This is a genomic window from Variovorax paradoxus, assembly GCF_902712855.1.
GTDB classification, from domain to species: domain Bacteria; phylum Pseudomonadota; class Gammaproteobacteria; order Burkholderiales; family Burkholderiaceae_C; genus Variovorax; species Variovorax paradoxus_Q.
Window position 1 is genome coordinate 4,582,116 of the sequence record NZ_LR743507.1, and the last position, 17,346, is coordinate 4,599,461.

The window sequence follows — 17,346 nt, forward strand, 5'->3', positions numbered from 1 at the left end:
GCAAGGCGGGTGCTACCCCGCCATCAGCGTCGATCGCACTTCCTTCTTCAGCACCTTGCCGACCTTGGAGCGCGGCAGGTCGAGCCAGACCTCGACCTGCTTGGGCGCCTTGACGCTGCCGATGCGGGCCTTCACGAAGCTCTTGATGTCCTCCAGGTCGACCTGGCGCCCGGCATGCAGCTGCAGCACCGCCACCACGCGCTCGCCCCATTTCTCGTCGGGCAGGCCGACCACCGCGCTGTCCTGCACGTCGGGGTGCTGCATCAGGGCCTGCTCCACTTCGGCGGAATAGACGTTGAAGCCGCCCGAGATGATCATGTCCTTGGCGCGGTCCACGATGTAGAGGAAGCCGTCGGCATCGAGCCGCCCGATGTCGCCGGTGTGATGCCAGCCGAAGCGCGAGGCCTCCTCGGTGGCGCGCGGGTCCTTGTAGTAGCCCATCATCACGAGCGAGCCGCGCACCACGATCTCGCCGCTCTCGCCGGTGGGCAGCAGTTCGCCCTCGGCGTTCATCACGCCCACCTGCACCAGCGCGCCCGGCCGCCCGGCCGACGACAGCCGATGCACCGCCACGCTGCCGTCGGCGTTGAAATGCTCGCGCGGCGACATCATCGAGATCATCATCGGTGCCTCGGTCTGGCCAAAGAGCTGTGCCATGACGGGACCGATCTTCTGCAACGCTTCCTCGAGCCGCGCGACCGACATCGGTGCCGCGCCGTACCAGAAGCACTGCAGCGAATCGAGGCGGGTGGCGGCCAGTTGCGGATGCTGCAGCAGCATGTAGATCAGCGTAGGCGGCAGGAAGGTGTGCGTGATGCGGTGTTCTTCGATGAGTTCGAGGAACTCGCCCAGGTCGGGCTTGGGCATGATCACGATCTGCCCGCCGAGCGCCATCACCGGCAGGCACAGCACGCCGGCCGCGTGCGTGAGCGGCGCCAGCGCGAGGTAGGACGGTCGGCCTTCGAACGGATAGCCCATCAGCGTCAGAGCCGACATCGCCTCGAGGTTTCGACCCGACAGCATCACGCCCTTGGGCTGCCCGGTGGTGCCGCCGGTGCCGGCGATCATGGCCACGTCGTCGATGGGCGCCACGTCGATCGGCGCGTCGCTCTCGCCGGCCAGCCATTGCGCCAGCGAAGGCGCGAAAGGCACCTCGCGGTCGAGGCAAACGAGCGTCTTCAGCTTCGGCAGGTCGCCGCGCATCTGCTCGACCAGCGGTGCGTAGTTGCTGTGGAAGATGAGGCAGCTGCAATCGAAGGCGTCGAGCACATGGCGGTTCTCGGCGGCCTCGTTGCGCGGATTCACCGGGCACCACACCGCCGCGGCGCGCGACAGGCCGAAGACGCAGCCGAAGGCGATCGGGTCGTTGCCCGACAGCACCGCCACCTTGCTGCCCGGCGCGATGCCGCGGCGCTGCAGCCCGCGCGCGACGCGGCAGCTGAAGCGCTGCACGTCGCCGTACGAGAGCTGCACGGCCCCCATGCGCAGGCAGGGCGCGCCGGGCCCCAGCGATGCGCCCTTGTCCAGGTAGTCGATCAAGCGCATGGCGGCCTCCGGTGTCAGCGGTGCGCCGTCAGCACCGGCTCCATCACGAGGCCGAAGCTTCTCAGCACGCCCAGCAGTTCGCGGTGGCCGAAGGCCTGGCAGCCCGATGCGAAGCCGACGCACTTGGGCGCCTGCTGCAGCAGCGAGACCGCCGCATAGGCCTGCAGCAGGCCGGTCTGCTTGTAGTTGCAGTTGCCGTAGATCACGCAGTGCACGCGGCCCAGGGGCCCGGAGGCATGCACCGAATCGACGGACTTGTTGATGCGCGGGTTCTCGCGCGGCGGCATGGTGTTCATCACACCGGACGCGGTCTGCGCCAGCGCCGCATAGCGGTCATCGTCGTTCATGCCCTCGGTGGCCTTGAGCGCGGCAGCCACGATCTGCGGCACGCCCTGCATCAGCGCCTTGTTGAAGACGCCGCCGAGCACCTTCACGTTGGCCACGCGCGGGTCGCGCTTGAACCACACCGGGTGCGAGGTGCCGCCCCAGGGCAATGCCAGCGCCGCTTCGTGCTGCCCGGGAATCGACAGGTGGTAGAGGCCCGCGTCGGGCTGCCATTCGACGTACTCGTTCTGCTCCAGGTAGTAGGCCTTCGAGGTGGCGGCATTGACCAGGATGGTCTGGGTGGATGCGATGGTCGGGCTGCCGCCCCAGAACACGCCGATGTCCAGCGTGTCGAGCCCCGGTGTCTCCAGGCACAGCTGCGCCGCGATCTCGCCGGTGGTGTACATGTGCGCCAGTCCGGGCGACAGCAGCAGGCTGGCAGCCGCGAACTTGCGGCCCCACTCCCGTTCGAGCGTGATGAGCCAGTCCTGCTCGCCGGTGGTGTCGGTGTAGTGGCAGCCGGCGGCCAGGCAGGCCTCGACCACCTCGGGGCCGAACCTGGCGAACGGCCCGACAGTGTTGAGCACGACCGACGCACCGGTGAAGAGCTCGGTGAGTGCCGCCACCGAATGCCCGACCTCCACCACCTCGTAGCTGGCAGTCTCGATGCCGGGCACGTTGGACTTCATGGCCTCTCCCACCTTCTGCGCGCTGCGGCCAGCGGCAACGAAGGGGATGTTGTACTCGCGCAGGTACTCGCAGACCAGGCGGCCGGTGTAGCCGGAGGCGCCGTAGACGACGACGGGTTTCTTCTTGCTGCTCATGTGCTTGTCTCCTTGATGCCGTGCGATCACATGCCCATGCCGCCGTCCACCGCCACACCGGCGCCGGTGATGAACCGGGCCGCGTCGCTGCAGAGGAAGACCACCACGTCGGCCATGTCGCCGACCTCGCCAAGGCGCCCGAGCGGCGTCTGGCCGACCACGTCGCCCACGGCCGCTTCCACGCTGGGGGCGAGCCCGGCGGCCACGATGTCGTTGGCCAGCTTCATGCCCATGTCGGTGGGCACCAGCCCGGGGTAGATGCAGTTCACGCGCACGCCGTAGCCCAGCTTGCCGGACTCCATGGCCGCCACGCGCGTGGCGCGATCCACGGCGGACTTGGTGGCGGAGTAGCCCGCGATGGCCGGGAACGCGATGGTGGCCGCGACCGATGCGATGTTGACGACCGCCCCGCCGCCGCCCGCACTGCCGCCGGGACGCATCGTGCGGAACGCGTGCTTCATGCCGAGCAGCGTGCCGGCCACGTTCACGTCGAGCATGCGGCGCAGGTCGTCGCCGTCGACGTCGACCACCAGCGAGGTGATCTCTATGCCTGCGTTGTTCACGAGGATGTCGAAGCCGCCGAGTTCCTTCACCGTGGTCTCGGCGGCGGAGGCCCAGTCGGCGTCCTTCGTGACGTCGAGCGGAACGAAGCCCACCTTCGCTCCCGACGCCGACAGCCTCGAGGCGGTTTCCCGCCCGAGGTCGGCGAGCACGTCGCCGATCATCACCGAAGCGCCGGCGGCGGCCAGTGCTTCGGCGATGCTGGCGCCGATGCCGCGCGCGCCACCCGTCACGAGCGCCCTGCGCCCTTTCAAGTCGAACTTGGCCATCACTTGTCTCCTGTGGATCTGGTTATGAGATGGAAAGGCCATGCTAGAAATCGACTTGACGCGTGTCAAGTTTTTGTTTGACGTGCGTCAAGACTTTCCGGAAAGGTATCGGTGGCACGCCGGATGCGGGTTCTCCCGCTTGCGTGCTATGGTTTCGAATCACGAAGAACACATTGGCCGGCACGCAGCGGCCCGGCTTTCAATGACGACACATCAACGGGTCAAGAAACACGCGGAACGGGTGCCCAAGGCACGGGTCGACAAGTTCTCGGAGCGCCGCGCCGAACTCGGCGAAGCGGCGCTCACCACGCTGGCCGCGCTCGGCTACGCACGCACCAGCCTGCGCGAGATCGCGCAGAACTCCGAGTTCTCGCACGGCGTCCTGCACTACTACTTCAGCGACAAGGTCGACCTGATCATCTGCAGCGTCAAGCAGTACAAGGCCCGCTGCGTCACGCGCTACGACCATGCCGTGGAAAACGCCGCCACCTACGACGAACTCATGGAAGGCTTCCTGCAGAGCCTGGGCGACACGCTGCGCGCCGAAGGCCACGTGCACCGGCTCTGGTACGACCTGCGTTCGCAGGCGCTGTTCGAGGAAGCCTTCCGCGCCGACGTGGTGCAGATCGACAAGAGCCTCGAAGACATGATCTGGCGCATCATGAGCCGCTTCGCCGAGCTCTCGGGCCGCCCGGCCGGCATGCCGCCTTCGGCCACCTACGCGCTCTTCGACGGGCTCTTCCAGCAGGCGCTGCTGAAGCATCTCTCGGGCGACGCCCAGGCCGTGCCCGACATGCAGGCCCATGTGCGCCAGGCCATCTCGCATCTGTTCGCTGCCCCGGCCGCAGCCACGCCTTCGCGAAAGGCGAAGGCCGTCTAGGCTTTCGCTTTCTTCGGCGCAGCGACGGCACGCGCGCCTGCCCACTGCCCGCTCTCGCACAGGTCGCGCATGACCTCGCCGATCAGCGCGCACACCGCGCGCTTCGCGTTGGTGGTCGGCAGGTGGACCGACACGCACAGCCCCAGCGTGCGGAACATCGAAGGCGAATCGATGCGGTGCGCCGCCATGCGGCCTTCCTCCACCTCGCGCTGCGCGAGACCGAACGGCATGATGGTCGGCCCGAGGCCCGCTTCCACCGCTGCCTTCAGCGTATAGACGGAATTGATTTCCGCGGCCACCTGCGCCGCAGAATGCCCTGCGCCTTCGAGCACCGCATCCACCAGCCACCGCGTGCAGTGCCCGTGCGCATTGGCAGGCCACACCAGCGGACGCGCGGTGGCCTGCGCGATGCTCACGTCGCCGGCCGGCAGCGCATGCGCGCTCTGCGGCGACTCGAGAAACACGAAGTCCTCCTCCACCAGCGGTGTGAACGCGATGTCTTCCGCGGGCATGGTGGGCGAGAACACCGCCACGTCGACACGGCCGCGCAGCAGCTGGTCGGCCATGTTGCCGGTGAGTTCCTCGTTCAGGTGCAGCACCACGTCGGGATATCGACGCGCCGCGGCGCGCATCAGCGGCAGCGCGATCATGGGCGACACGCTCTGCGGCAGCGCCGCCACCACCGAGCCGGACACCGAATCGGCCGCCACCAGCACCGCCGCCTTGGCGTCGCTCACCTGCTTGGTGATGCCTTGCGCATATTCGTAGAAGACCTTGCCGGCCTCCGTCATGGCCACGCCGTTGCGGCTGCGCAGCAGCAGCTGCGAGCCGAGCTCCGACTCGAGCTCCGTCATCTGCTTGCTCAGGGCCGACTGTGCAATGAACAGTTGCTGCGCCGCGCGCGACAGGCTGCCGCAATCCACGATGGCAACGAAATACTTGAACTGGCGCAGTTCCATCGGCAGGTCTCCGGCCGCGCACCACGGGGCGTGGCGGCGGCCGGTCATTCTAGGTGGGGCCCTGGCAGGCGCAGGGTCGGACAATGCCGCGCAAGGCCCCTGGAAGCCTCAGTTCACGCAGTCGAAGCTGGCGGCATCGTTCACGTCGCCCGCGCCCTTGTAGCGCGGGTAGGCAGGGTACTTGCACATCGGCCGGGAAAGCACCGTGGCGCCGCTGGCCGCGTCGACCTTGCGCTGCACCAGCTTCTGCGCCGACGCAGGCACGCCCTGCTCCACCCACGTCGACATCGCCTTCAGCAGGTCGACCTTGTCGGCTCCGGGCCCGCCGTAGCAGTGGCCCACGCCGGGCGCCAGGAACAGTTCCACCGTCTCGTCGGCCTTCTGCCGCCCCAACGTTCCCACCACCTGGTCGTAGTAGCGCGAAGTGTCGCGCGCACTCACCGAGGTGTCGTTGGTGCCGTTCCACATGATCAGCTTCGCGCTGCGCGCATGCAGCCGGTTCAGGTCGGGGTCGGCCGCGCTGAACAGGCCGCCGATGACGCCCATGCGCGCCAGCCATTGGTCGGGGTTCCAGGCGAGCGTGTCGAACGTCGGGTCCTGCGTGATGAAGGAGCGCACGAAGCCATCGGAGAACATGCCCTGGATCGAGTTGCCGCCCAGCGCCGCCTGCGGCCAGATGTAGGAGCCCCAGCCTTCCGCGGTGTTCTCCAGCCCGAAGTTGTAGCCCGGGTGCGACCAGGTGTTGTCCGAAGTGGCCACCGCCGAGGTGATGGTGTTCACCGTGGCGAGCTGCGCGTCCGACAGGCAGGTGTCGCCGGTGTCGCCACCGCCCGCGCAGCGCAGCGGCGTGGGGTCGTAGTTGCAGGCCGCGGGCTTCGAAACGATGCCGTCGGCCACACCGTCGAGTGCGTCGCACTGCGCGAGCACCGCGTTGGCCAGCAGGGTCTGCTTGGCCGGGTTGAGCGTGTGGGCCGGCGTGCGCACCTGCTTCGAGATGCGGTTGAACTGCATGAACAGTCCCATGATGTTGCCCGCCGGTGCGCGCGCCACGATGCCGTCGAAGTCGTCGGGAAAGCGCTGCGCCTGCATCAGCGCATCGTGCCCGCCCATCGAGCAGCCTTCGAAGTAGCTGCGCGCGGGCGCGCTGCCGAAGAAGGCCGCGATCAGTTCCTTGCCCGGCGGCAGCGCGCGGTGTTCCGACTGCTGGGTGAAGTCGAGCAGCTTGGCCGGATCGGCAGCGAAGCGCGCCGCAAAGTAGCCCGCGTCGGCCGGACCGCCGTAGTCGTAGCCGCCATTGGTGCCGATGGTGGCGTAGCGCTCGCTGAAGATCGAAGGGCTGAACTGCGGATCGCTCGCCTTGGGCAGCTGCCCGTCGAAGCCGCCGCCGCCGATGAAGGCGAGCTTGCCGTTCCAGCCCGACGTGGGCAGGCGCGCTTCGAAGCGAAGGCTCGAGCCCTTGAAGCTGGCGGTGACCACGCAGTACTCCGGCTGCGGCGCCGCCGCGGACATCACCCTGGCATCGTCGATGACGACCGCGCCTGCGCCGAAACTCCCGCCCTTGAGCGTGGGGCACTTGTCACCGAGCGACATCGCCGGTGGCGGCGGTGCGGCGGGCGGCGGACTGGACGGCGGGGGCGCGGAAGGCAACAGCGGAAGAAAGCCGCTTCCGCTGCCGCCACCGCCGCCGCATCCGGCTGCGAGCGCGGCGACGGCCACGGCGACCAGCGCACGGCGGGCGATCGAATTCATCGGGACGTTCCTCATTCTTCTGTCTCCTTGATGGGGTGCTGGATTCGCTCAGGCGCCGGCCGGCCCGACGACCTTGCCGGGGTTGAAGATGTCGTGCGGGTCCAGCGCCTGCTTCACGGCGCGCATCAGCGCCACGGTGTGCTCGCCGTGCTCCTCGGCCAGGTACTTCATCTTGTGCAGTCCCACGCCGTGCTCGCCGGTCGAGGTGCCGCCATGGCGGATCGCGCGCTGCACCAGCCGATGGCTGAAGGCCTCCGCGGCCTCGTTCTCGATGGCGCTGGCCGGGTCCACCAGCACCAGGCAATGGAAGTTGCCGTCGCCGACGTGGCCGAACACCGGTGCGAGCAGGCCGTGTGCGGCGATGTCGGCCTGCGTCTCGTCGATGCATTGCGCAAGTGCGGACAGCGGCACGCAGGCGTCGGTGGTCAGGCTGCGGCTGCCCGCCTTCAGCTGCAGGCACGCGAAGTAGGCGTGATGGCGCGGCGTCCACAGGCGCGAGCGCTCCTCGGGCCGGTTGGCCCACTGGAAGGCACCGCCGCCATGGTTGCCTGCGATCTCGCGCACGATGTCCGCCTGCTCGTCGATCTGCGCCTTGCTCGCGCCGAACTCGAGGAACAGCGTCGGGTTCTCGCTCAGCGCGGTGCGGCTGTGCGCGTTCACGGCGCGGATGGTCAACGCATCGAGCATCTCGGCGCGCGCGAGCGGCACGCCCATCTGGATCGACTCGATCACGCAGTCGACCGCCGCGCGCACGGTGGGGAAATGCACCACCGCCGCCGCATACGCCTCGGGGTGCGGATGCAGCCGCACCGTGGCCTCGGTGATCAACCCCAGCGTGCCCTCGGAGCCGCAGTAGAGCTGCGTGAGGTTGTAGCCCGCCGAGCTCTTGCGCGCATGCGATGCCGTGCGCACGACGTCGCCGCTGGCGGTGACCACGGTGAGGCTCACGAGGTTGTCGCGCATGGTGCCGTAGCGGACGGTGTTGGTGCCCGATGCGGCCGTGGCGACCATGCCGCCGATGGATGCGTCCGCGCCGGGGTCGACCGAGAAGAAGAAGCCCGACTCCGACAGTGCGGCATTGAGCTGGCCCCGCGTCACGCCGGCCTCGACCGTGGCCGTGAGGTCGCCGGCGCGGATGGCCAGCACCTTGTTCATCTGCGAGAAGTCGATGCACACGCCGCCCTCGACGGCCAGCAGGTGCCCCTCGACCGAGGAGCCCACGCCGAAGCCGATGAGCGGCACGCGCTCGCGGGCGCAGGCGCGCACCACGAAGGCGACCTCGTCGGTGCTGCGCACGAACACCACCGCGTCGGGCGGCTGCGGCCGGTAGGCCGACTCGTCGGTGCCGTGCTGCAGCAGCACGGCCTGGCTGGTGGAAAAGCGCTCTGCGAACCTGCGCTGCAGCAGCGCGACCAGTTCGGGCGACGGGGATCGCCGGGCCACGGCGGGCGCGTTCGAACGCGCAGGGGTACTCACAACCGCATCCATGGGGTTCTTTCAAAAGGCGGGGAAAGGCACAGCGGCGAACGCCGCGGCACGGGGACCGAATCGGCCGGAGCTTCAGTGCATCAATGCGTCAGGCATCAACGGTTCGGCGCGGCACGCTCGGGCCTGACGAACAGCACCAGCACGGCGCCGAGCACCAGGAGCCCTGCGAGCATGTGCAGGCCCGCGTCGGTGCTTTGCGTCGCGTCCTTGATCAAGCCGATGAGAAACGGTGCGCTGAAGCCCGAGAGATTGCCGAAGGAGTTGATGAGCGCGATGCCCGCAGCCGCCGCCGCACCACCGAGGAACGCGGTCGGCATGCCCCAGAAGATGGGCAGCGTCGACATGATGCCCATGGTCGCGAGCGTGAGGCCGGCCATCGCAAGCGTCGCGTTGCCGTGGAAGGCCACGCTCAGCACCAGGCCCACGGCGCCGACCACGGCCGCCAGCGCACTGTGCCAGCGGTACTCGAGCCGGCGGTCGGCGCTGCGCGCCATGAGGTACATCGCGACGACGCCGAATGTCCAGGGGATGGCGCTGAGCAGGCCGATGTCGAGCGCGCCCTTAACGCCGATCGCCTTGATGATGCTGGGCAACCAGAACGAGATGCCGTACAGCCCCGACGTGTAGGCGAAGTACACCAGCGCCAGCAGCCACACGCGGCCGTTGCCGAGCACGTTGAGGATGCGCGGCTCGGCCTTGCCCGCGCCGTCGGCGGCGATGTCGCGGGCAATGAGCTCGCGCTCGGCGGGCGTGAGCCATTGCGCATCCTTCACGCGGTCGTCGAGGCAGCGCCACACCACCATGCCCAGCGCCACGGTCGGCAGGCCCTGAAGCAGGAACAGCCACTGCCAGCCGGCCCAGCCGTTGATGCCGCCCATGCCCTGCAGGATCCATCCGGAGATCGGGCCGCCCAGGATGCCCGCGAACGGGATCGCCGCGAGGAACAGCGACGTGGCCTTGCTGCGGCGCGCAGCCGGGTACCAGTAGGTGAGGTACAGGATGATGCCGGGGAAGAAGCCCGCCTCGGCCGCGCCCAGCAGGAACCGGATCACGTAGAACGAGGTCGGCGAACTCACGAACATGGTGGCGGCGGAGAGCAGGCCCCAGGTGATCATGATCCGCGCGATCCAGCGGCGCGCGCCCACGCGGTGCAGCACCACGTTGCTCGGCACTTCGAAGAGAAAGTAGCCGATGAAGAAGATGCCCGCGCCCAGCCCGTACACCGCCTCGCTGAATTGCAGGTCGCCCTGCATCTGCAGCTTGGCGAAGCCGACGTTCACGCGATCGAGGTAAGCCACGATGTAGCAGAGAAACAGCAGCGGGATCAGGCGCCAGCCGACCTTGCGGTAGACGGCGTCGGAAGTGGTGTCGAACCGGCCCTTGTAGGGCCCGGCCGCGGCGGTGGTGGTGGTCATGGGGACGCCTCTCGCTTTCGTTCGTCTCTGGGGTGCAGCCGATGGTCGCGGCCGCCGCCCGCATCGCCGCAGCGGGTTTACGCGCAGGATTCATATGGATTAAAGATCGACGCATCTCCGAACGAGATTGCCATGCCATCATTTCCGTCATGCCCCCTTTCAACATCGCCTACCGGCAGACGCTGCTCGCCGGCCGGCTCACCTTGGGCCTGATGACACCGGTGGCGCGGCCCAACGGTTCCATGTGCGACCCTGCACTCGAGCTGCGCGCCGCCAGGCTCGCCGACGAACTCGGGTTTGCCGCGCTGTGGACGCGCGATGTGCCGGTGATGGTTCCGCAGGGCGACGAGATTTCGGTGCTCGACGAGCCCTTTGTGTGGCTCGCCACACTGGCCGCGGCCACGCAGCGCATCGCGCTCGGCACGGCTGCGGCGGTGCTGCCGCTGCGTCATCCGCTGCACGTGGCCAAGTCGGCGCTGTCGCTGAACAGGCTGTCGGGCGAGCGGCTCGTCCTGGGCCTCGGCTCGGGCGACCGCGAGGCCGAGTTCGCGATCTTCGGGCAGGACATCGAACGCCGCGGCGAGGCCTTTCGCGAACGCTGGACGCTGTTGCGTTCCGCGCTCTCGCCCGAGGCCGCGGAGCGCGCTGCCTTGCTCGAGGCCACCGGTGGACACGACCTGATGACGCCGCCCCCAGCGCGCATCGGCATGCTGGTGGTGGGCTCGGCGCGCCAGTCGCTGCAATGGACTGCCGCGCATGCCGACGGCTGGGCCACCTACCACTGCGACGAGGCGCGCCAGCAGGGGCGCATCGGCCTGTGGCAGGGCGCGTTGCGCGAGCGTGCCGGCGGCGAGGCCAAGCCCTTCGTGCAGTCGCTGCAGCTCGACCTGCTCGACGACGCGGATGCGCCAGCCGAGCCTATCGAACTCGGCCTGCGCACCGGGCGCCGCGCGCTCGTCGGCTACCTCGACCGCCTCGAGGACGCCGGCGTTGCGCACGTGCTGCTGAACCTCGTGCGCGGGCACCGCCCCGCCATGGACGTGATCGACGAACTCGGGCGCGACGTGCTGCCGCGCCTGCAAGGCCACGTGCGCACGCCGCCGCGCTGACGCGGGCAGAATCCGGCGCTTGCCGTTCCCCTTCTCAAGGACCTTGAAAAATGACCGATCTCTCGAGCTTCCCCATCACCAAGAAATGGCCCGCGCAGCATCCCGACCGCCTGCAGCTCTACTCGCTGCCCACGCCCAACGGCGTGAAGGTGTCGATAATGCTGGAGGAAACCGGCCTGCCCTACGAAGTGCACCTCGTGAGCTTCGAGACGCAGGACCAGATGTCGCCGGAGTTCCTGTCGCTCAACCCGAACAACAAGATCCCGGCCATCCTCGACCCGAACGGTCCCGACGGCAAGCCGCTGCCGCTGTTCGAGTCGGGCGCCATCCTGGTGTACCTGGCGTCGAAGACCGGCAAGCTCATGCCGCAGGACACCGCGGGCCGCTACGAAGCCCTGCAGTGGGTGATGTTCCAGATGGGCGGCATCGGCCCGATGTTCGGCCAGCTCGGCTTCTTCAACAAGTTCGTCGGCAAGGACTACGAGGACAAGCGTCCGCGCGACCGCTACGTCGCCGAATCGAAGCGCCTGCTCGGCGTGCTCGACAAGCACCTGGACGGCCGCAAGTGGATCCTGGGCAATGACTACAGCATTGCCGACATCGCCACCTTCCCGTGGATCCGCAACCTCGTCGGCTTCTACGAAGCAGGCGATCTGGTGGGCTTCAAGGACTTCAAGAACGTGGCCCGTGTGCTCGAGGCCTTCGTGGCGCGCCCCGCAGTGGCACGCGGCCTGAACATCCCCAAGCGGGGCTGACCCGGTTCATGGGGCACCGCGGAACCGGCTTTGCCGGGCCGCGGATGCCGCCCCCTGCAAGGGACAAGGCGAAGCGACACGAAGTGCGCGAAGCCTGGGGGTGCGCCTAGTTCGCCGAAAGGTCCATCAGCATCCGCGAGAGCAGGTAAAGGCGCGGCACCACGCTCTCGACCTCCGCATACTCTTCCGGCGTGTGGATGCCACCGCCCACGATGCCGAAGCCGTCGAGCACCGGAACGCCGACGCCCGCCACCAGGCTGGCATCGGCCGCGCCGCCGCTGCTCTCGATGGTGAGCTTCTTGCCGATCTCCGCGTAGATGCCCTCGGCCATCTTCACCAGCTTCTCGGACGAAGGCAGGCGCGGCATCGGCGGCAGCCCGCGGCTCAGGCGCACGCGCACTTCGGTCTCGGGAATGAGCTTGTTCTGCGCGATGCGCACCATGTCCTTCTCGACGCGGTCGAACTCCTCGGGTGTGGCCACGCGCACGTCGGCCTTGGCGCTGGCCGCGGCAGGGATCACGTTGGTCGGGCCGTTGGCGGTCAGCACGGTGAAGTTGACCGTGGTCTTCTTCGCGGCGTCGGCCGTCTTCGACAGTTGCAGCACCTGGTGCGCGAGTTCCATGGCCGCATTGCGGCCCGCCTCGGGCGCGACACCCGCATGCGCGGCCAGGCCCTTCACCTCCAGCAGCGCGGTGGCCGAGCCCTTGCGCTCGACCACGAGGCCGTCGGCCGGGCGGCCCGGCTCCAGGTTGAGCGCCACGTCGTGCTGCTTGGCCACGCGCTCGATCAGCGCGCTGGTTCCGACCGAGCCTGTTTCCTCGTTGGTGTCGAGCAGGAAGGTGATCTGCCCGTAGTCCTTGAAGCCGATCTGCTGCAGTATCTTCAGCGCGTACAGCCCGGCGACCACGCCGCCCTTGTCGTCCATCACGCCGGGGCCGTAGGCGCGGCCGTCCTTGATGTAGAAGGGCTTGGCGGCGGCGGTGCCGTCCTTGAAGACGGTGTCCATGTGCGCAAGGATCAGGATCTTCTTCTTGCCCTGCCCGGTCAGCGTGGCGACCACGTTGGTGCCCGGATGCGGCTCGGCCGGAAACGTCTCGATGCGCGCGCCGAGCTTGCGCAGTTCGTCCACCGCGATCTCGCGCACCTTGTCGAGCCCTTCGATGGTGGTGGAACCGGAGTCGATGTTCACCATGCGCTCCAGCAGCTTCAGCGCCTCGTCCTTGCTCTGCGTGGCCGCATCGAGCGCGCCCTGGTGGGGCTTCTGCGCGGCGGCGTGGCCCGCGAGCATCAGTGCGCAGGCGCACAGGATGCCATGGCAGGCCGTGCGCGCCCATCGGCGGGCATGGGCTGGCGTGGAAGAGGTCGGGGTTGAGTGGCGCATGCGAGTCGTCATGTTGTCCGTTCTGTTCTTTGGTCTTGCCTCGGTTCCGGCGGCGGCAGGCTATCACCCGCTTCGCGCGCGGGTCAAGCCGCTGACTACACTCACGGCCTCAGCCTTGCTCCCGCAGAAGAATCAAGAAGCCCACGATGCGAATCCAGCGCGACCAGATCATTGCAACGGCCCTGGTGCTGCTTGACGAGACCGGCCTTGAGGGCCTCACGATGCGCGCACTGGCGCAGGTCCTGCGGGTTCAGGCGCCGTCGCTGTACTGGCACTTTCCGAACAAGAAGGCGCTGATCGACGGCATGGCCGACGCGCTGGTCGAGGGCGTGGCGCGCGCGCCGGCCACCGACGTGCCATGGCAGGAGGCGATCCGCACGGTGGGGCAGGAGTTGCGGCAAGGCCTGCTGGCGCACCGCGACGGCGCGCGCGTGTACGCGGGCACCTACGTGGCTTCCGACAACACGCTGCGCATGGGCGAGGCCATGACCGCCCCGCTGTTGCGCGCCGGCGCCAGCCCCCAACTGGCTGCCTGGGGTTCGTTCAGCATGATGTACTACGTGCTCGGCTTCGTGATGGAAGAGCAGGCGCTGGAACCCGACGAGGCCATCGACGCGGTGGACAACCAGCCCAGCCTTCTCGCGATGACGAAGGACCGCTTTCCGTCGGTCTTCGCCTGCGCCGAAGCGCTGTTCCACACCGATTTCGAAGAGCGCTTCGCGCTCGGCCTCGACATCTTCATCGCCGGGCTGGCCGACAGGATCAAGGCGAAGAAGCGCGCCTAACGCTTCAGCGCTCGGCACAAGCCGAGCCGGTTCAGTCGAGCCCGCGCTTGCCCGCGGCCCAGTAGGCCTTGGCCTGGATGCGCTTCGCCTGCACGCCTTGCGCCTTGAGCGCGTGGCTCATCTGGCGGATCGACGACGCCTTGCCCGTCAGCACGTAGTGCGCGTTCTCGTTCGGCGTGCCCGCGCCGGTCATCGCCGACTGGAGTTCGGCGAGGTGCGAGTCGTCGGTGCGGCGCTCCATCAATGCCAGCGACTGGATGCCGAGCGCGTCCAGCACCTGCCGCGATTCGGCGATGGCGCCGACCTCGAACACGGCCTGCACGCCCTGCCCTGCTGCGTTCCTGCCGCACAGCGATGCCGCGAGGCCGAACGAAGTCTCGTCGCCGAAGAGCACCGTTGAAGCCGGCTGCGTTTCGAGATCGAGCGAGCGGCGCGGCCCGAACACCTGGCATTGGTCGCCCGTGCGTGCACGGCGCACCCATTCGCTGCCGGGCCCTTCGCCGTGCGCGAAGGCCAGGATGCGCGTCACGCCGCGCGCGGCATCCCAGCGCAGCGGCGTGTAGGTGCGCGTTTCCAGCGTGCCGCCGGTCTTGACCTGTAGCTTCTGGCCGGGAGACCAGCGCCGGCCTTCGAAGGCCACGCACTCGAGGTCGATGAACCGGAAGCGCGCAGACACGCTGTGGACCGCAACGACACGCACCGACCGCAGGAACAGGCGCTCGAGCGTGCGCCCTACCAGGCCCTGGCGGGCGATGCCAGCCGTGTCGCTGGAGCCGATATTGAAAGAAGACATGAGAACTTCCTGTGAACTCGCTGGATTGAAGACGACGCAAATCTAACGTCGTTAGATTGACCGTAAATCTTAAACTAACATCGTTAGTTTTTGCCATCCACCGCGAAGGCAGAACGGTTTTCCGGAGCGCTTCCCGAGGGTCGTCTCGTCACAATTCGGTGATACACTCCAATAAGAATAGTTCTTATTCAAGTCCCCCGAAAGTTTTCTGGCACCCGCTTGCATCGCGTGCGGGCAAAGGCGTCGGGGCTCACCATCGAAGCTTGCGAGAAGGCGGCAGAATGCGCGACCTCGTTCAGGAACTGGTAGCTCACTACGCGGATTTGCGCCGGCAGCTCACTCGCGACCTGAGGGATCCGCACTACGCCGCGGACATCGCGCAATCCAGCTTCGAGCGCGTCTACGAGTCGGCGCTCAAGGCCCGCGGCGCACCGCGCGCCGGTGGCACGCTCGACGTTGCGGACACGACCATCGAATCGCCGCGCGCCCTGCTCTTCCGCGTCGCGCGCAACCTGTGCATCGACGACGCGCGCCGCCGCAAGGTGGCGCAGGAGTGGGCCGGTGCGCACGTCGACACCGGCATGCACCAGACGGCGCAGTCGAGCGAATACATCGTCGCGCAGAAGCGCGTGCTCGCGCGCGTGGTCGAGACCATGGAAAAGCTCCCGCCGCGCCGCCGCGAGGTGTTCCTGCTCTTTCGTGCGTACGGCCATTCGCGCGCCGAGATCGCGCAGCGGCTCGGCATCACCGAGATGGCCGTGGCCAAGCACCTGCTGCGCGCCACCATCGACTGTTCGCGCGTGTTCGCCGAACTGCGCGCCGACCTGATCGAGCCGCAGGTCCTGGCGAACCGCCCCGGCTTCGACGCGGCCCTGGCCGAAGACTTCTCGTGAGCGGCGGCATGGCGATCGGCGCGCCGCGCGAACGACTCGTCAAGCGCGCGCTGGCGCTGATCCTCGAAGGCGAGATGGCGCCAGGCGACGCCGCGGGCCAAGCGCGCACGGCATTCAACCAGTGGCGCGTGAAGTCGGCCGAACATGCGGCGGCCGCACAGGAAGCGCGGCAGCGCTGGGACGCCCTCGGCGGCATGGCCAACGACCTGCGCGCCCACTTCGACGAACCCGAAGGCGCGTTGATGGCCAGCGCGGCTGCAGCGGCGGCTTCGTCCACCCAGCGGCAGCAGCGCCGCAAGATGCTCTTCTCGGCGATCGGCCTGCTCGGCGCGGGCCTGGTCGCCGGCCGCGGCGTGCAGTGGTACCGCCAGCAGCCGCTATGGCGCGCAGCCTATGCCACGCGCACCTCGCAGATGCTCAAGGTGACGCTCGCCGACGGCCGCAGCGGTGCTGCGGGCAGCCAGCTCGACCTGGCACCGCAGAGCGCGATCGACGTCACCCTCTATCGGCAGCGCCGCTTCGTAGACATGGCGCGCGGCGAAGTGCGCTTCGAGGTATCGCCGGACAGCGACCGCCCGTTCGAAGTACGCACGCGCAGCGCCACCGTCGAGGTGGTGGGCACCGCCTTCACGGTGCGCGACCGCGGTGGTCCGGTCACCGTGGGCGTCGAGCACGGCCATGTGCGGGTGCGCCTGCCGGTGCGCCCCGGGTCCGCGGACACACAGGGCGAGGTGATCGACCTGCGCAAGGGCGAACTGCTCGAGATCGGCAGCGACGGCCACGCCGGCACGGTGCGCCAGACCGACACCGCTGCGCTGTCCGCGTGGCGCGGCGGCTGGCTGGTCTTCGAGAACACGCCGCTCGGCGACGCATTGGGCGCGATCAACAGCTACCGCGCCCAGCCGATCGTGACCACCAACACCCGCATCGACGCCATGCGGCTCTCCGGGCGTTTTCGCACCAACGATTCCGACGGCCTCGTGGCCGTGCTGCCGACGATCCTGCCGCTTGCGACCGAGCAGCGCACCGACGGCAGCGTGGCGCTGCGGCTGCGCTGAAGACCTGGCTTCAGGCCTCAGGCCTCAGGCCTCAGGCGTCGTGCGCCGGCGCGACGGGATGACCGGACTGCGCCAATCCCCACTGCGTCAAGGCGATCTCGAGCGCACGCACGTGCCGCGGATTTGTTCCCAGCCAGTGCGCCAGCCGCTCGCTGTTCTCCAGCGTCGGCGAAGCATGCATGCATTCGAAGAGCGATGTCGCGGTACGGATGCATTCGTCGGGCATGAGGGAACGCAGGGTCACGGCGCTGCGCGTCATTCGATCCCGCCCGTGGGGGGATGCAGGTTGCGTCGGCGCGAGACCACCATGGCGGCGCCCGCGAGCGCCCAGAGCCGCAGGGCACGCTCGAGCGCCTTCGGATGCACAACGTGGTCCTCGCGCAGCCAGTGCGTGAGCTTCAGCGCGCGCGTGCGGCACGGGCGCTCCCTGAGCTCCATGTAGAGACGCCATGCCGTCTCGTCGGCGGACGGCGCCTCCGGCGCGATTTGCGGGGCCACTGCTGCTACTCCGGCGCTGTGTGGGTTCGGGTGGATGTTCGCCGCGCGCGCTGCGGTCTG

General features: G+C 68.5%; 17 protein-coding genes. 6 read left to right on the forward strand and 11 right to left on the reverse strand.

What is annotated here, in order from left to right; translation table 11 throughout:
• Positions 1-12: 12 nt before the first annotated feature.
• Genes AACL56_RS21395 through AACL56_RS21405 form a run of 3 tightly spaced genes read right to left on the reverse strand, consistent with a single transcriptional unit; the run spans position 13 to position 3,523 of the window.
• Positions 13-1,545 carry an AMP-binding protein gene (locus AACL56_RS21395; protein ID WP_339091809.1) on the reverse strand — a complete coding sequence of 511 codons (1,533 nt, stop codon included), beginning with the start codon at positions 1,543-1,545 and terminating at the stop codon, positions 13-15.
• 14 nt (positions 1,546-1,559) lie between these two features.
• The gene (locus AACL56_RS21400; protein WP_339091810.1) at positions 1,560-2,693 is read right to left on the reverse strand and encodes a DUF5938 domain-containing protein; all 1,134 of its coding nucleotides are present in this window, start codon (positions 2,691-2,693) and stop codon (positions 1,560-1,562) included.
• A 26-nt stretch (positions 2,694-2,719) separates the two neighbouring features.
• Positions 2,720-3,523: an SDR family NAD(P)-dependent oxidoreductase gene (locus AACL56_RS21405; protein ID WP_339091811.1), complete on the reverse strand. Its 804-nt coding sequence runs from the start codon at positions 3,521-3,523 to the stop codon at positions 2,720-2,722.
• Between the two features lie 202 nt (positions 3,524-3,725).
• Between AACL56_RS21405 and AACL56_RS21410 the strand changes: the two genes are divergently transcribed.
• Positions 3,726-4,403, forward strand: a complete 678-nt coding sequence (locus AACL56_RS21410; RefSeq protein ID WP_339091812.1) for a TetR/AcrR family transcriptional regulator — start codon at positions 3,726-3,728, stop codon at positions 4,401-4,403.
• Here AACL56_RS21410 and AACL56_RS21415 read toward each other — a convergent pair.
• The 4 genes from AACL56_RS21415 to AACL56_RS21430 form a co-directional block, all read right to left on the reverse strand.
• Complete coding sequence (locus AACL56_RS21415) at positions 4,400-5,362, reverse strand: LysR substrate-binding domain-containing protein (RefSeq protein ID WP_339091813.1); 963 nt, start codon at positions 5,360-5,362, stop codon at positions 4,400-4,402. The two genes, AACL56_RS21410 and AACL56_RS21415, sit on opposite strands and share 4 nt — an antisense overlap.
• 108 nt (positions 5,363-5,470) lie before the next feature.
• Positions 5,471-7,111, reverse strand: coding sequence for a tannase/feruloyl esterase family alpha/beta hydrolase (locus AACL56_RS21420; RefSeq protein WP_339091815.1), 1,641 nt, complete (start codon positions 7,109-7,111; stop codon positions 5,471-5,473).
• A 48-nt stretch (positions 7,112-7,159) separates the two neighbouring features.
• On the reverse strand, positions 7,160-8,599 hold the full coding sequence (locus AACL56_RS21425; RefSeq protein WP_339091816.1) for an FAD-binding oxidoreductase: 1,440 nt from the start codon (positions 8,597-8,599) through the stop codon (positions 7,160-7,162).
• Between the two features lie 95 nt (positions 8,600-8,694).
• Positions 8,695-10,014 carry an MFS transporter gene (locus AACL56_RS21430; RefSeq protein ID WP_339091817.1) on the reverse strand — a complete coding sequence of 440 codons (1,320 nt, stop codon included), beginning with the start codon at positions 10,012-10,014 and terminating at the stop codon, positions 8,695-8,697.
• A 149-nt stretch (positions 10,015-10,163) separates the two neighbouring features.
• Between AACL56_RS21430 and AACL56_RS21435 the strand changes: the two genes are divergently transcribed.
• The gene (locus tag AACL56_RS21435) at positions 10,164-11,123 is read left to right on the forward strand and encodes a TIGR03571 family LLM class oxidoreductase (protein WP_339091818.1); all 960 of its coding nucleotides are present in this window, start codon (positions 10,164-10,166) and stop codon (positions 11,121-11,123) included.
• 50 nt (positions 11,124-11,173) lie between these two features.
• Positions 11,174-11,878 carry a glutathione S-transferase N-terminal domain-containing protein gene (locus AACL56_RS21440; protein ID WP_339091819.1) on the forward strand — a complete coding sequence of 235 codons (705 nt, stop codon included), beginning with the start codon at positions 11,174-11,176 and terminating at the stop codon, positions 11,876-11,878.
• A 106-nt stretch (positions 11,879-11,984) separates the two neighbouring features.
• On the opposite strand, the gene AACL56_RS21445 is transcribed toward AACL56_RS21440, so the two are convergent.
• Positions 11,985-13,166, reverse strand: a complete 1,182-nt coding sequence (locus AACL56_RS21445; protein WP_339092916.1) for a glutamate carboxypeptidase — start codon at positions 13,164-13,166, stop codon at positions 11,985-11,987.
• 239 nt (positions 13,167-13,405) lie between these two features.
• Here AACL56_RS21445 and AACL56_RS21450 point away from each other — a divergent pair, with 239 nt between their 5' ends.
• Entirely contained in the window at positions 13,406-14,044 is a 639-nt protein-coding gene (locus AACL56_RS21450; RefSeq protein ID WP_339091820.1) for a TetR/AcrR family transcriptional regulator C-terminal domain-containing protein, read from the forward strand.
• A gap of 31 nt (positions 14,045-14,075) precedes the next feature.
• Here AACL56_RS21450 and AACL56_RS21455 read toward each other — a convergent pair whose 3' ends face one another.
• On the reverse strand, positions 14,076-14,837 hold the full coding sequence (locus AACL56_RS21455) for a siderophore-interacting protein (protein WP_339091821.1): 762 nt from the start codon (positions 14,835-14,837) through the stop codon (positions 14,076-14,078).
• Positions 14,838-15,118: 281 nt separating this feature from the next.
• Here AACL56_RS21455 and AACL56_RS21460 point away from each other — a divergent pair, with 281 nt between their 5' ends.
• Both AACL56_RS21460 and AACL56_RS21465 read left to right on the forward strand, forming a co-directional pair.
• Positions 15,119-15,730 carry an RNA polymerase sigma factor gene (locus AACL56_RS21460; protein WP_339091822.1) on the forward strand — a complete coding sequence of 204 codons (612 nt, stop codon included), beginning with the start codon at positions 15,119-15,121 and terminating at the stop codon, positions 15,728-15,730.
• Positions 15,727-16,788 carry a FecR family protein gene (locus AACL56_RS21465; RefSeq protein ID WP_339091823.1) on the forward strand — a complete coding sequence of 354 codons (1,062 nt, stop codon included), beginning with the start codon at positions 15,727-15,729 and terminating at the stop codon, positions 16,786-16,788. The genes AACL56_RS21460 and AACL56_RS21465 overlap by 4 nt, the downstream gene beginning before the upstream one ends.
• A gap of 31 nt (positions 16,789-16,819) precedes the next feature.
• Here the strand turns inward: AACL56_RS21465 and AACL56_RS21470 are convergent, their stop codons facing one another.
• Together AACL56_RS21470 and AACL56_RS21475 are read right to left on the reverse strand one after the other, a co-directional pair.
• Complete coding sequence (locus tag AACL56_RS21470) at positions 16,820-17,032, reverse strand: hypothetical protein (RefSeq protein WP_339091824.1); 213 nt, start codon at positions 17,030-17,032, stop codon at positions 16,820-16,822.
• Positions 17,033-17,043: 11 nt separating this feature from the next.
• Positions 17,044-17,286, reverse strand: coding sequence for a hypothetical protein (locus AACL56_RS21475; protein WP_339091825.1), 243 nt, complete (start codon positions 17,284-17,286; stop codon positions 17,044-17,046).
• Positions 17,287-17,346 lie beyond the last annotated feature (60 nt).

Excerpts from the sequence above, each read along its gene's own strand:
- AACL56_RS21435 (WP_339091818.1), top strand. The coding sequence starts at position 10,164 with ATGCCCCCTTTCAACATCGCCTACCGGCAGACGCTGCTCGCCGGCCGG.
- AACL56_RS21395 (WP_339091809.1), bottom strand. The coding sequence starts at position 1,545 with ATGCGCTTGATCGACTACCTGGACAAGGGCGCATCGCTGGGGCCCGGC.
- AACL56_RS21420 (WP_339091815.1), bottom strand. The coding sequence starts at position 7,111 with ATGAATTCGATCGCCCGCCGTGCGCTGGTCGCCGTGGCCGTCGCCGCG.
- AACL56_RS21415 (WP_339091813.1), bottom strand. The coding sequence starts at position 5,362 with ATGGAACTGCGCCAGTTCAAGTATTTCGTTGCCATCGTGGATTGCGGC.
- AACL56_RS21440 (WP_339091819.1), top strand. The coding sequence starts at position 11,174 with ATGACCGATCTCTCGAGCTTCCCCATCACCAAGAAATGGCCCGCGCAG.
- AACL56_RS21450 (WP_339091820.1), top strand. The coding sequence starts at position 13,406 with ATGCGAATCCAGCGCGACCAGATCATTGCAACGGCCCTGGTGCTGCTT.
- AACL56_RS21445 (WP_339092916.1), bottom strand. The coding sequence starts at position 13,166 with ATGCTCGCGGGCCACGCCGCCGCGCAGAAGCCCCACCAGGGCGCGCTC.
- AACL56_RS21425 (WP_339091816.1), bottom strand. The coding sequence starts at position 8,599 with ATGGATGCGGTTGTGAGTACCCCTGCGCGTTCGAACGCGCCCGCCGTG.
- AACL56_RS21460 (WP_339091822.1), top strand. The coding sequence starts at position 15,119 with ATGCGCGACCTCGTTCAGGAACTGGTAGCTCACTACGCGGATTTGCGC.
- AACL56_RS21410 (WP_339091812.1), top strand. The coding sequence starts at position 3,726 with ATGACGACACATCAACGGGTCAAGAAACACGCGGAACGGGTGCCCAAG.
- AACL56_RS21405 (WP_339091811.1), bottom strand. The coding sequence starts at position 3,523 with ATGGCCAAGTTCGACTTGAAAGGGCGCAGGGCGCTCGTGACGGGTGGC.
- AACL56_RS21430 (WP_339091817.1), bottom strand. The coding sequence starts at position 10,014 with ATGACCACCACCACCGCCGCGGCCGGGCCCTACAAGGGCCGGTTCGAC.
- AACL56_RS21455 (WP_339091821.1), bottom strand. The coding sequence starts at position 14,837 with ATGTCTTCTTTCAATATCGGCTCCAGCGACACGGCTGGCATCGCCCGC.
- AACL56_RS21400 (WP_339091810.1), bottom strand. The coding sequence starts at position 2,693 with ATGAGCAGCAAGAAGAAACCCGTCGTCGTCTACGGCGCCTCCGGCTAC.